Source organism: Microcoleus sp. B7-D4 (genome assembly GCF_036705125.1).
Classification (GTDB): Bacteria; Cyanobacteriota; Cyanobacteriia; order Cyanobacteriales; family Microcoleaceae; genus Microcoleus.
This window is the reverse complement of record NZ_JAUBTT010000087.1, coordinates 1-13336: the sequence shown is the minus strand read 5'-3', so window position 1 is coordinate 13336 and position 13336 is coordinate 1. Positions and strand designations below refer to the sequence as shown.

Annotated in this window: 10 protein-coding genes; 5 read left to right on the top strand and 5 right to left on the bottom strand. The window is 44.0% G+C overall.

Annotated features, from left to right (window positions below; translation table 11 throughout):
- The first annotated feature begins 20 nt into the window (after positions 1–20).
- The 4 genes from QUB12_RS28305 to QUB12_RS28290 all read left to right on the top strand — a co-directional run bounded on the left by QUB12_RS28305 (position 21) and on the right by QUB12_RS28290 (position 2354).
- The gene (locus QUB12_RS28305) at positions 21–359 is read left to right on the top strand and encodes a 2Fe-2S iron-sulfur cluster-binding protein (RefSeq protein ID WP_333309403.1); all 339 of its coding nucleotides are present in this window, start codon (positions 21–23) and stop codon (positions 357–359) included.
- Between the two features lie 296 nt (positions 360–655).
- Positions 656–1765 (top strand): glycine oxidase ThiO, encoded by a 1110-nt coding sequence (thiO, locus tag QUB12_RS28300; protein WP_333309401.1) that lies wholly within the window; start codon positions 656–658, stop codon positions 1763–1765.
- A gap of 113 nt (positions 1766–1878) precedes the next feature.
- Positions 1879–2085 (top strand): hypothetical protein, encoded by a 207-nt coding sequence (locus QUB12_RS28295; RefSeq protein ID WP_015177124.1) that lies wholly within the window; start codon positions 1879–1881, stop codon positions 2083–2085.
- A 2-nt stretch (positions 2086–2087) separates the two neighbouring features.
- A complete protein-coding gene (locus QUB12_RS28290; protein WP_190734190.1) occupies positions 2088–2354 on the top strand; it encodes a type II toxin-antitoxin system YafQ family toxin in 267 nt (88 codons plus the stop codon).
- A gap of 101 nt (positions 2355–2455) precedes the next feature.
- Here QUB12_RS28290 and QUB12_RS28285 read toward each other — a convergent pair whose 3' ends face one another.
- A complete protein-coding gene (locus tag QUB12_RS28285; RefSeq protein WP_333162310.1) occupies positions 2456–2923 on the bottom strand; it encodes a hypothetical protein in 468 nt (155 codons plus the stop codon).
- 101 nt (positions 2924–3024) lie between these two features.
- Entirely contained in the window at positions 3025–3228 is a 204-nt protein-coding gene (locus tag QUB12_RS28280; RefSeq protein WP_333144330.1) for a hypothetical protein, read from the bottom strand.
- 258 nt (positions 3229–3486) lie between these two features.
- On the opposite strand from QUB12_RS28280, the gene QUB12_RS28275 reads away from it, so the two are divergent.
- Entirely contained in the window at positions 3487–4602 is a 1116-nt protein-coding gene (locus tag QUB12_RS28275; protein ID WP_333144329.1) for a fatty acid desaturase, read from the top strand.
- 736 nt (positions 4603–5338) lie between these two features.
- On the opposite strand, the gene QUB12_RS28270 is transcribed toward QUB12_RS28275, so the two are convergent.
- The 3 genes from QUB12_RS28270 to QUB12_RS28260 all read right to left on the bottom strand — a co-directional run bounded on the left by QUB12_RS28270 (position 5339) and on the right by QUB12_RS28260 (position 13224).
- Positions 5339–5695: a hypothetical protein gene (locus tag QUB12_RS28270; RefSeq protein WP_333144328.1), complete on the bottom strand. Its 357-nt coding sequence runs from the start codon at positions 5693–5695 to the stop codon at positions 5339–5341.
- Positions 5696–6635: 940 nt separating this feature from the next.
- A complete protein-coding gene (locus QUB12_RS28265) occupies positions 6636–11975 on the bottom strand; it encodes an AAA family ATPase (RefSeq protein ID WP_333309398.1) in 5340 nt (1779 codons plus the stop codon).
- A gap of 154 nt (positions 11976–12129) precedes the next feature.
- Positions 12130–13224, bottom strand: coding sequence for an amidohydrolase family protein (locus QUB12_RS28260; RefSeq protein WP_333309396.1), 1095 nt, complete (start codon positions 13222–13224; stop codon positions 12130–12132).
- Positions 13225–13336 lie beyond the last annotated feature (112 nt).

Below are 13336 nucleotides of genomic sequence, written 5' to 3'. Positions count from 1 at the left end.
TCTAACTGGGGTAAATTGCTGTGGTCAAGGTACAAGCGCAAGGAAAAACATTTGAGTGCGATCGCGGAGCGAATCTCCGTGAAGTTTTGCTCAAAAACGGCATTGATGTCTACAACGGCAACGCCAAAGTCATCAACTGCCACGGCCTCGGCACTTGCGGCACCTGCGCCGTCACCGTCGAGGGCGAAGTTTCCGAGCCCCAGTGGCGCGAAAAAGCCCGACTTTCGGTTCCTCCCCATTCTCCCGCCTCCAATCGCCGTTTGTCCTGCCAAACCAAGGTTTTAGGCGATATTAAGGTGACAAAATATGACGGTTTCTGGGGCCAAGGCTCTGAAACTGTCTGGAAACCACAAGCATAGATTTTTTGTTAAGGAAGGCAGATAGGACGATCGCCTTGCCAGATAATCTGTAAGACTTGTGCAAAAATTCTAACTGTAAGGTGCACGCGGGGCACCTTACCATAAAGAAACCCGAGAGGTCAATCGATTTTAGATTTTAGATTTTAGATTTTAGATTGAAGCATTGACCCCACGGATAAATTCGGGGGCTTGTTTATGGGATACACGTTTTTTATTTATTTCTCCACGGATAAATCCGGGGGCTTGTATCCTAGATGCTTTCGGTCAAAAAGCTCAGACAGTCCATATAAAAGTTAATGAATTCATCTAAAGATATTCTGATTATTGGCGGCGGAATAATTGGTCTTTCGCTAGCAGTAGAACTGAAATTGCGAGGGGCATCTGTCGCGGTTCTCACCGCCGATTCTAAACCACCGACGGCCCGGGCTGCCGCTGGAATGCTTGCCCCGCAAGCCGAACGAATTCCCCCTAGTCCGATGTTGGATTTGTGCTTGCAAAGCCGCGCACTGTATCCCGCCTGGGTGGAACAGCTAGAAGATATTACCGGATTGAAAACGGGATATTGGCGATCGGGAATTCTCGCACCAGTTTGTCAAAATGAGCCTCAAGAAAAGCCACTTTTGTCAAACCTTAATTATCAATGGTTGGACAGAGATACTGTTCGCCAGCACCAGTTTGGATTAGGTCAAGAAGTAATGGGCGGTTGGTGGTATCCTGACGACGCTCAAGTTGACAACCGCGCTTTATTTCGGACGCTTCAGGCCGCAACTAAAGAATTGCAGATTGAGATTATTCAAGGCAATGCAGGGGAAATTATTCGGCAGGGAAACCGAGTTGTTGGCATTGAAACAACAGCAGGAAAATTGCAAGCAGACCGTTATGTTTTGGCTGCCGGTGCTTGGTCTGAGCAGTTATTGAATGTTCCTGTTTTTCCAAGAAAGGGACAAATGCTGTCAGTATGTGTACCAGAAGATTGTGGAGTTATCCAGCCCCTGCAAACAGTTCTATTCGGGACGGGCATTTATATTGTGCCGCGTCAAGATGGCAGAATTATTATTGGTGCAACTAGCGAAAATGTGGATTTTACACCGGGCAATACGCCTGCAGGAATGCACACTTTGCTAGCAGGAGCGATTAAGTTATATCCCGAATTACAAAATTATCCGATTCTGGAGTTTTGGTGGGGATTTCGGCCTGCTACGACCGATGAGTTGCCGATTTTGGGTGCTAGTGCTTGGGAGAATTTGACATGGGCTACGGGGCATTACCGCAATGGCATTTTGTTGGCTCCGGTGACGGCTAAATTGTTGGCGGATTTGATTGGGAATCAGAACTCAGATCCGTTATTGGCTGCTTTTCATTATTCGAGGTTTCCTGAATCTTGGAAGGTTGAACATGGTAAATAGTGAGATTTTTTGCTTTTTTTAAGACGAGGAAGAGCCTGGAAACGAGAAACGAAAGTCAACCAAAAGGATATTTTTTGCTATAATCAAATCAGCACAATAGGGTTTTGTAAGTTATGACTTTCAGTGATGTGGTCGAGACGATCAAGAATCTTTCTACTGACGAAAAACAAGAGCTTCAACTGTTGTTGAAGCAATATCTCCGGGAAGAACGTCGCGAAGAGATGTATCAAAACTTTAAGTCAGCGCAGATTGAACAACAAAAAGGTGAACTGAAATTTTTCGCTAACATCAATGAACTCAGAGTAATGATAGAGGAATAATCGTGGAAGTCAGTTTCAGTTCTTCATTCAAGCGTGCTTTCAAAAAGCGAATCAAAGGCGATGCTGATTTGGAGGCTAGGTTTTGGCAAAAGCTGGAGCAGTTTATCAGAGATCCGTTTGAACCAAGCTTAAAAACTCATAAATTGTCCGGTAGGCTCAAGGAGTTTTGGAGCTTTAGCGTAGATTACGACGAAAGGGTACTTTTCTACTTTACAGAAGACGGAAAAGCCGTCTTTGTAGATTTGGGAAGTCATGATGAAGTATATTAATCGACAGAACAGTTGCTACAGTAATCTGTATCTGTAGGGTGCATAGTTTACACCTTACCGCTGTAAGTAGCGCGCCAAACCATTTTTTGGTAAGTCTTGAATTAGTTCGCATCCTGTTTTTTGGGTTGGTTTAATTCCCTGCATTTAGCGGCAGCCAAATCGTAAGCATTTTGGTAATCGCTACCGCCTAACATCAAATCCCCGTAATATTCATAAGGTTGATTGCCATAAATCGGCAGCGGGTCGTCTTCAGGATAATCTTCTTTTGATTCTTCGAGGATTGCTTTGAGTTTCTTGACGCTGAAGCGCTGGACTGGGAAGTAATGAATGTCTTGAGCGATGAAACCGAGATGGGGAAAGGTTGGGTCAACAATTCGCTCGTCGAGTTCAATCCAGCTATACTCGATGGGTTTATATGGCACTCCGGGCACAGCTAAAAAGCCTTGAACATAAATCGCGCCCTCGGTGGCTAATGCTGCTTTACAAGCGTTGTCAAAGCAGTTTTTACGGTTGCTTTTGATGCGAGTCGCCATTTCAATAGAAAGCGTCTCATCTAATAGTTCGGTCATAACCCATTTCTAGTCGCGTGTGCGATTAGATTGTAGCAAATCCGAGCTATCTCCGAGCACAAAAAACGCAGGCAATTGCGATCGTCCTTCAAATTATATTCTCAAGGAGTTGATCCAAAATCCTCTGCGCTTCTGGATGTTGTGCCAGCTTTGGTTTCCGGGGCGGGCGGTTTGTCGATCGCCCCTATAGCCCGCCAATAAAAAGTTTTCGCCAGTATCCCAACTTTTGAGCGTGCGATCGAGTTGAGGGTAGATCCCGGTACGGTAAAGTGTGGCACAGACGATGCAAGCAAAAATAGCGGCATACTACATCACCAAAGGTCGATCGTGCAACCAATCAATCATATTAATGCCTTCCGGTGCAGCAATTTGTTCGGCTGCTAACAGGCTTCACAGTTTTTTTTGTAAACAAACCAGAGTTGTGATAACCTCATAAATGTGCAAAAATCGGTTCCCACAAAAAAACCTTTGGAAGAAACGGGGAAAGTCCGGGGTAAATCCGCCACTGTCCCGCAACTGTGATGCTAAGCTAAGCACTTATCCACACACCATAGATATACTGAATGAAAAGCGCGATCAAAAAGTCGGATTTTGTGCTGGCTCCTTATATGAATAGCAACAATGTGAAAGCTACTTGCCAAATACTCAATACAGTTATTCCTTATATATTCTTATGGTTTTTAGCATTTAAAGCTGCTGCTATTTCTGTATTCTTGCTGCCGCCGATAATGGTGTTAATGACACTTTTTTCAGGACGTTGTTTCTCTTTGATGCACGATTGCGGACACTATTCTCTTTTTAGTTCCAAAAAAGTCAATCGCCTTATGGGTTTTCTGCTAGGTATCATCAATGCGATTCCTCAGTACCCCTGGTCGAGGGGGCACGCTTATCACCACAAACATAATGGTAATTGGGATATGTACCGAGGCCCTTCGGCGTTGATATCCACCGAAAAATTTGCGGCGCTAAGTCCATTTAGTCAAAAGATGTATCAGTTACTCAGACACCCATTGATGCTGTTTCCCGGTGGTTTTTTCTATCTAATTATTAAGCCAAGACTCGCGCTGATATTGGGAATTACGGGTTTTATCCGACATATTTTTGCTTGTCTCAAGCAAGATTTTGGCATGGGTTTATCTGCAATTATTGCTTCTTATAAATCCAAACATTGGTATACGACGGCTGAGTTTTGGGATTTACTGTTCAACAATATTTGTGTTCTTGGTAGCTGGATTTATCTGAGCAACTTACTGGGGTTTGGCTTTTTCTGGAGTGTTTACTCAATTGTCATGACCTGTTCTGCAGCGATATTTATCTGTATTTTCTTTGTTCAGCATAATTTTGACGGTTCCTACGCTCATAAAGCAGAAAATTGGGACTATCTTCTGGGCGCAATTGAAGGCAGTAGTTACCTAAAATTACCGACTATTCTCAATTGGTTTTCTGCTGATATTGCTTACCACAATATTCATCATCTTTCTGAGCGAATACCTAACTATAATCTTCAGGCTTGTCACAATACTAATATTCACCTGCTGGCTAATTCAAAATCACTGAGAATTCGCGATATTCCTGACTGCTTCCAATTCATTCTTTGGGATGCTGCTTCAGATAGTCTGCAATCGATTAAATTATTTCATCAACAAGAAGAAATTCCCTTGAGTAATATAGCTAATTAAAATCGGTGGGCAATAAATTTGGTTGCTTTTTTATCACCAAAATCCTATGATTAGGGATGCAGCTAGTGGCATAAATTTTAACAGTAACTTTCCTAGTTAAGTAGGTGGTTACAAATAAACATTAGATGGGTCTGGCGGGTTTAACCGGGAGCTATGCTAGCAGCCTGTTATTCTGACAAAACCCGCCCTCCTCGTGACCAGTTTATTTGCACCAACAGGACTTACGCAATGACGCTATATATAGCGCATTAAGGATCTGGCGATCGCCAACAGTCTGACTCAGGCGATCGCTAGATAAAAAGAGAATCAATGTGTGTTTGAATTGAGGAGTCAACTAAATAAATTTCAGCTTAAGAGAGGCATGTTTAAGCTCTTGGCTGAGGTAATCTGCTAACAAACTAGCTTTTAACTGATACCAATTTTCAAAAATCATGCAACAGTAGCTAGGGCTGACAAAATGTAATCCCATCCAGTTATAGATGCTATTGTCTCTGTATAAAATTCTTTAAGATAAGCGCAAACTTTTTCTTTAATACCATATCAATCATCATAAATGTCCCAACTCAGTTCTTGTTTAATGTGCTGCTATACTCTTTCGATTGGATTCAATTCAGGGCCTCCGGGTGGTTGGAATATCAAGATAACATGAGCGGGTATTTTTAGCTTACTACCATGATGAAATCTCCCATTATCTAATTGGATAAGATTTAAATTATCCGGATATGGTTCTGCTAATTTAGCTAAAAATATTTGAAAGCAGAGACCCAGAAAAATGTGAGAACTCTAACCAAAAACTTTCTCCAGTTTTCGGGGCAACTGGCCCATATAAATAGAAGGCTTTAAAATTCCATTGAACTTTACCTTTTGGCTTAACTCCCAAAGCTGTAATTGTTTTTCTCTCAATCGTTTTTAAGCCAATTCTAGTTTCATCTTGAGACCAATCCTTGACCCCATTTTTTGCTGGATTAGGAGTCTTAGACTCCAACCATAAAGGCATTTTCAGCAATTTATTGAGTGTATTTTTGAAAGCGATAGCTGCTTGCTCATTTTTTTTATACTCTTTGCGTCTTGGTACTTTTAGTTTAGCTTTCATTCGATAGTGTAAGTGTTTGTATAATGTGTGATAATTGAGTGATATTTTATAGTTGTTTTCCACCCATTTCGCAATTTGCTTATAACTCTTGAATTCACAGGACTCATCACTTAACTTTTTTGACAATCCAGCTATTACGCCCTGCAAGAATTACTCGCGGTCTACCCGTTGATTGCCGTATTCCTAACAATCCTGATAGACCGCCAATACTATATTTTTTCAACCATCTATAGCGGTTCTCAAGCGTGGTGAGGTATGCCCTATGCCCACGGAGGCCACGGAGGCCTATGCCCATGAGTACCTCATCTTTCTGAGAAAGGCTATATGTACAGTAACTCTATGTACCCCTAAACGTTCAGCTACATCTGTCAGACTTAGACTATAGCCAGCTTTTAAGCAATAAAGTGCGTGGATTTTTTGTCGATTAATTACAGTTCGTTGTTGTGACAAAATTATTTTCAACTCCTTGACTGTTGCATCACTTCTTTCTTGATATAGCAATCCTAAATCATTTGTAAAAATATGTAGGGGTAGTGCTACCCCTACTCCCCGTGCCTACCCCAGTCAAGGCGGGGCAACCGGGCGTGGGGAGAGCCCCTACAAGAATTACACGAATCATTTAGGATTGCTATAGTTGACCTTCATAAAAAATCCCTTAATTTTCTGACCTTGTAGCACTTATTTGGCAAAAGGGAATTAATTCACTTGTGTCATGTGAATAGGGTATTGAGCCGAGATATGTGTAAAAAAGTGCAACATTAATCGCAATGCCTTATCAGGTAAAGGTTTGAAGTGCTACTTTGCGGTTGATGACAGCTTCGCTATTTTTAGGCCTTCTTGGCTCGCATTTTCAATCACCCAATCTGTACGGTAAGGAATAGCTGCCTCCATGACTTGATGAATGAGCGGAGAATGAAACAGCCCAGTCTCCCCGCCGAGGCTACTTCTGCTTAAGTATCACTAAGGTAATATCATCAAACACTTTTTGTTCGCCGATGTAATGGCGCAAGTCATCAATCGCAGCTTGGCGGATTTCTTCAGCAGTGCGATCGCGATTTCGGCCGATGGATTCTATCAGTGGTTCCATACCGTATAACAAGCCTTGTTCATTTCTCGCTTCTGTAATTCCGTCCGTGTAAAGCACCACCACATCTCCCGGATTTAAGTGGACTTCAGTTGATAGAATGAAATCGGCAATCTCTGAGTCTAAAGCGATCGGGAAACCTAAATCTATCGTATCGATTCGTTCCACTTCGCCGCTACACCGCACCACAATCACCTCTTCGTGCTGTCCGCTCAAGCGCAGAGTCCCCTCCTCATAGTCTAGCAAACAAAGGCTGAGATTTTTCTCGCAATTCATGCGGTTTACATTGTCATAAAGAGTGCGATTGATGGCATTTAAAAATCGCACGGGGTCAGTTTCATTGTTCACCATTAGCGTTCGCACGGCAGTTTGCGCCATAATCATTAAAACGCCGCTTTCTAATCCGTGTCCCGTTACGTCGCCGATGCCAATTTTGATGCGATCGCCGTATTGTAGTACATCGTAGTAATCGCCACCTACTTCGTCGGCGGGTTCCATAAAACCAGCAATATCAAGTCCGGGAATATTACTGAGTTCGCTCTCTTTCGGCAAAATCATTTGTTGCAGTCGGCGCGTTACGTCTAGCTCAGCACTCATTCGGATATTGTCAGCTTTCAGACGCTCGTTAAGCACCGTAATTTCTTGGTTGGCTGATGCTAATTGGGCAGTGCGTTCATCGACTTTTTGTTCTAAAGTGCGATACAGAATGGCATTTTCAAGGGAGATAGCTGCTTGAGAAGAAATGATTTTCACAACTTCCAGGCGTTCTGGTGTAAAAGCACCGATCGCGATGTTATTTTCTAAGTAAAGAATGGCGGTGAGTTTGCCTTGATTAACGATGGCGCTACACAAGATTGATTTGGGTTGGTGGGCTATAATGTAAGGATCTGTGGTAAAAATCCCTTCGCGCGTGGCTTCGCTTAAAACCACATTTTCTTGAGTGCGAGCGACGTAATTGATTATCGCCAAGGGGAGATTTTCGCTGCTAGAAACTGGAAGAGATTGCAGCACTTGGGCTTCGCGCTCAATTTCTCCTTGTGCTTGAATTTTTAAAATTCCGTTGTCGGAGAGAATGAGGAAGCCTTTTTGTGCCCCGGCATTTTCGAGGACGAGGTTCGTCAATTTGGCGAGCAATTTATCTAAGACAATTTCCCCGGCAATAGCTTGAGCAGCTTTCACGACTGTGGCTAAATCTAGCCCTTCGCCGGAACTGCTGCCTGTAGTGGAAATGGTTGTTTGGGTGACTTTCGTAGAGCTAGTTGTTGAGGTGAGAAACTGAGGATATCGCGCTTCTAAGTCTTTGACTTTGGCAAGGGCACCCCAAGTCTGGTAAGCGTAGCGAGCATCTTGGAGATAGTGAGCAGCAACGTGGCTTTGGTTGCGCCAGAGGTAAAATCGTCCCGCGAGTTCGTAGGCGAGAGCTTCTTCGTTGAGATATTCATTTTCGCGGGCGCAGGAGATAGCAGAGTCATAATATTCTCTGGCATCTTTATAGTTGCCCAGAACTCTGGCGCGTTCCCCTTCGACGAGGTAATATTTGTGCAGGTAATTCATAGGAGCGTAACTCGCCCACATTTTCATTTTTTCCTGGTTGGCAGCAACCTTTTCCAGAAAAGCCTCTTTTTCGGACTCTGGATTATCAGCAAATACTGCCAGCAGTGCTAGAGAATGATAGAAATGGAAAATAGCGACAGATGACGTAGCTAACATAGCATCTAAATAATTTTCTGCAATGGCCGCATTTTCTAGGGCTTCGCCGTAGTTTCCAAATAAATAACAGAGGATAAGTTTGTGTAAATGCAAGTCACCAATTCCGTATCTGTCTTGGTTTTCCTGCATCCTTGGCAACATCTTTACTTCGTCATAACTTTCGCCAATTAATCGACAGGTGTTTTCTGATTTTCCACTCAAATTTAAGACGACTTGCCAATATCTGTTGAGATAAGTCAGAATTAGATTCTGATTGATATTGGATATTGCCTGACTGTATTTGCCCATTTCCCGTTCGACTTCGACCAGTTCCTTGCCCATCCAGTATAAATGACAAGAATAGCCGTAAGCATTAAAGGCAGCAAATAGCAAGTCTCCAGTTTCTAAGCCACTTTGGTATCCTTCTAAAAAAGGTTTAAGTATTTCTCTGAAGTGTTCTTTCCAAATTACCGAAAAATAATAAACTAAGAATATCACCGCCGATTTGATTTTTTTGCTATTGAATTTCTCTACCAACTTCAATGCAAGTTTCGCAAATTGATAGCCAGACTCTATATCGAAGACGACACCACACAGAACTATTCCGTAAGATCCATAACCTTGAGCGGATAGAGGCGTATTGCCATATTTGACCGATAAATTGACCATTTGCAGGGCACACAGTGTGAAGAGTCCGGAGTTCCCGTCATAGGCTGGATGTATGACATCAAACAGGATATCCATTGCTGCCCGCTTTTCAGGAGCGGTCATCTCTGGCAGGTCAATGAGATCCTCAATTTGCTTGCCTAGCCAAGCCGCTTTTGTTTCTTCTATAGCTTGTCCGATGTCTGCTAAACTTGGGTTTTCCGGTAGCGCGATCCCCAACTGAGCTAAAATTTCGAGTCCGCTACGCATTGCTTCTGGTAGTTGATGCTGGTTTGCATAACCCAGTACGGTTACTCTGTAGATTCTTACTTTGTCGAGTACAGTTTTGGCGCGATTTTTCACTACAGAAGCTAATCGCTCCATCTGCTGGAAGTTGTCGCTGAGATAAGCTGCTTCTGCGGCTTCTACGTGCAGCGCTAGAATCAATTCATACTGGCATTCCCAGCTATTTTCTTCTAATAAGCTCAAGCCAACTTGCAAGTAATTGAAGGCGGGTTGATAGGCTGCTGATGCCTTGGCTTTTTTGCCGGCTGTCAGGTTAAGCTGAGCTAGCTCGTCTTGCTCGGCTTGACAGGAAATGCGATCGCCCCCTTGATTTAGTTGGTTGACGATATCAAATATTTTTTGCTCTCGCTTCTGGGGCGGTGTATTCCGTAGCAGCAGTTGCCCCACTTGCCAATGCACAACTTTTTTGTCTGCTTCGGGAATGAGGGAATAGGTGGCTTGCTGAATGCGATCGTGGGCAAATTTATACTCAACTTCTATCTCTTCTGCTAACCCCTGCACGTCAAGTTCTATCAACTTGTAGGCATCGCTGATGGGTAATATCAGACCTTCTGCGATCGCTTCCCACAAATCAATCGCTATTTCTCGCGGCGATTTTTCAGAGACAATTGCCAACGTTTGGAGATCGAACTGGTTGCCAATACAGGCAGCTAGCTTCAAAGCTTGCTGCGTTGAAAGCGGTAACTTCTGCACCTTGCCCGCCATCAACTCTACGACATTATCGGTGATGTTCTGCGCTTGAATCTGCTGCAAGTCCCACTGCCAGCCCCCAAGCTGAAAATCAAACTTCAGCAGTCCTTCGCTGTACAGAGATTTCAAAAACTCATTAATGAAGAAGGGATTGCCATTGGTTTTGGTCTGCACCAATTCTGCCAAAGGCATAGCCGTTGCTAAGTCATAGTTGAAAGAGTCGGCAATCAACTGACTGACATCAGATAACTCCAATGGTTTTAAGGTTATTTGACTAACAATTCCCTCAGCTTGACGAATCTCATCCAGTGTCAGCATTAGGGGATGAGCATCGCTCACTTCGTTATCTCGATACGCGCCAATAACAAACAAATATTGACTTTCTGAGCCTGTCATCAGCCACTGAATTAATTTTAAAGAAGCGCCATCACTCCATTGCAAATCGTCCAGAAACATCACCATTGGATGTTCTGGTCGAGCCAACACCCGAATGAAGTTTTGAAACACTAAATTAAAGCGATTTTGGGCTTCTGCTGGATCCAGTTCGGGGACTGCTGGTTGAGTGCCAATAATCAATTCCAATTCGGGAATAACCGCAACGATTAACTGACCGTTCTCACCAATAGCTGCTAACATTTTTTCGCGCCACGCTACTATCTGAGATTCGCTTTCGGTCAGCAATTGCGCCACTAAAGAGCGAAAGGCTTGTACCAGCGAGGCATAGGGAATATCTTTCTGATATTGGTCGAATTTTCCAGAGATAAAATACCCGCTTTGCCGCGTAATTGGCTTGTAAACTTCCTGTACCAAAGCCGACTTGCCCATACCAGAATATCCCGCTACCAGCATCATTTCAATTGGGGATTTGCGATTGGGGATTTGCGATTGGGGATTTTCATTTTTTTGTATGCCTGCGACTCGATCGAAGGCGGCGAGTAGCATTTCCACTTCTCGCTCTCGTCCGTACAACCTTTGCGAAATTTGGAATTTGCTGGAAAAATCCTGCTGACCTAGAGGGAAAGGCTCGATGCGCTGCGATCGCTCCCATTGCCTATAACATTCCTCTAAATCTGCCTTAACGCCATAGGCCGATTGATAGCGGTCTTCGGCATTTTTAGCCATTAGCTTGATGACAATTTCTGACAGAGGCTGGGGAATATCTGCGTTGAGTTGGTGAGGTGGGGTAGGGTGTTTAGCAATGTGCGAATGCACCAACTCCATCGCATCGTCAATCTGGAAAGGCAATTGCCCTGTTAGCAACTCGTAGAAAGTTGCTCCGAGCGAATAAAAATCTGTACGATAATCGAGCGCTCGGTTCATTCGCCCTGTTTGTTCAGGCGAGATATAGGCGAGCGTTCCTTCTAAAACATTCGGGTTTCGCAGCGTGGGATTTTCTCGCGAGAGAACTGTAGAAATACCAAAATCAATAATTTTTAATTGTCCAGTTTTGGGATTAAAGACAATGTTAGAAGGGTTAATATCTTTGTGTATAACTTGCTGCTGATGCACTTGAGCAAGGATGTCTGCAATCTGAAGGGCAAGAGACAAAAACTCGCTCAGCGTGAAGGGCTGACTCTTTCTTAACTGCTGGAGGGATTCGCCGCCAAAATCTTCCAGTACGATTACCCAGCGATTTTGGTAGCTTTCCAGGTTTAAGGGATTTACGACTCCCGCCAAATTCAATTTTTGGAGGATTTCATATTCCCGCTTGAACCAGGCTATTTTTTCCGGCGGCGCATAGGCTTGTTTGAGCACTTTGAGGATAACGGGCTGGTTATCTGTTGGGCTGCATCCGCGATAGATTAGTGAGTTGGCACTTTCGTAAATTTCTTGGGTAATTTGGTAGCCGGAAATTGTGAGCGTCATTGATTTGTTCCTTACTTCATTATCCCTATAGAGACATCTGTTTCATTCTCAGGAAAATGAGGATTTTGTATGGTTGTACCCCCGTGCCGACTCCGCTTGACTAACGGAGGAAATAGGCGTTTTCGGCATTGGGGCAACTACGGGGGGTTTGGCCCTACAAATTTTCACCCTCAAGTCCGTAAAAGCGAAAGGGGTTGTCCCAGAGGATTTTTTTTACGGTTTTTTCGGATATGCGATCGCTCAACGCTACAACTTCCCCGATAACGTCTGGGTGGTGATCGATGTGAGGGAAATCAGAACCGAAGATCAGATTATCCGTGCCGATGTAGTCAATTGTCTCAGCTAAATAAGGCTCAGAAGGTTCAAAGGAGATGAAGCACTGACGGCGAAAATATTCTGAGGGCTTCATTTTAACATGATCTTTGACTTCCCAGCCTAAGTCGCAATACTCGCGATCGAGCCGCCACAACCAGTAGGGCAGCCACCCGCAACCAGACTCCAGAAAGCCCACCCTGAGTTTGGGGTGACGTTCCAACACTCCTCCTTCGATGAGGGCCAACAGCGCCATCATCTGTTCCATTGGATGCGAACAGGCGTGCATGGCAAATCGGGTGTTAAACCGATCCGATCCGGTGGTTGGGAGTTGGGAATGAGTGCCTTCGTGGAGGCTGACGGCAATCCCCAACTGCTCGCATTCGCTCCAAAATGGCTCGTAAGCGGGGTCAGAAAGCAGCCGTCCCTTGACTGGGTTGGGGCGCAAAAACACGGCTTTCCATCCAAATTCTGCAATGCGGCGCAGTTCTGGCACCATTTCTTCGGCAGCGTGGAGATTAATCGCACCGACTCCTCTAAGAATCTGGGGGTCATAGCTGCAAAAGTCTCGCAGCCAATTGTTGTAGGCGCGGGTAAATGCACCTGCCAGTTGTGCATCCATTGTATCGACGGCAAGCAGCCACAGTCCCATTGTGGGATACAAAAATGCGATATCAGCTCCCATTTTCGCGATCGCCTTTACCTGAGAACAGGGATCGTAGCGATCGATTCCGTAGCTGGTGAAATCCCGGATTGCCACTTTCAGCCCTTCCTCTTGGTGTTGGCGGGTTATCTTCTGATAAATCGGTTGACCATCAACTTTTAGATCGAGCGATGGTGCCCGGTTTTTAAAGGCTGGTTCGAGGTAATTTTTCCACAGATCGATCGGCTCTAAAACGTGGCAATCTGCATCGATAATTTGATAGGGCTTCAACATAGATTATTGAGATTTTTGAAATGTGAAAACATTTATAGGAATGAAAAATAAATAAATTGATGAATTATCGGTTATAATGAAAAAAGTGTGAGATTACAATTTTCACTCCTTA

Excerpts from the sequence above, each read along its gene's own strand:
- QUB12_RS28275 (WP_333144329.1), top strand. The coding sequence starts at position 3,487 with ATGAAAAGCGCGATCAAAAAGTCGGATTTTGTGCTGGCTCCTTATATG.
- QUB12_RS28265 (WP_333309398.1), bottom strand. The coding sequence starts at position 11,975 with ATGACGCTCACAATTTCCGGCTACCAAATTACCCAAGAAATTTACGAA.
- thiO (WP_333309401.1), top strand. The coding sequence starts at position 656 with ATGAATTCATCTAAAGATATTCTGATTATTGGCGGCGGAATAATTGGT.
- QUB12_RS28285 (WP_333162310.1), bottom strand. The coding sequence starts at position 2,923 with ATGACCGAACTATTAGATGAGACGCTTTCTATTGAAATGGCGACTCGC.
- QUB12_RS28260 (WP_333309396.1), bottom strand. The coding sequence starts at position 13,224 with ATGTTGAAGCCCTATCAAATTATCGATGCAGATTGCCACGTTTTAGAG.
- QUB12_RS28295 (WP_015177124.1), top strand. The coding sequence starts at position 1,879 with ATGACTTTCAGTGATGTGGTCGAGACGATCAAGAATCTTTCTACTGAC.
- QUB12_RS28270 (WP_333144328.1), bottom strand. The coding sequence starts at position 5,695 with ATGAAAGCTAAACTAAAAGTACCAAGACGCAAAGAGTATAAAAAAAAT.
- QUB12_RS28280 (WP_333144330.1), bottom strand. The coding sequence starts at position 3,228 with ATGCCGCTATTTTTGCTTGCATCGTCTGTGCCACACTTTACCGTACCG.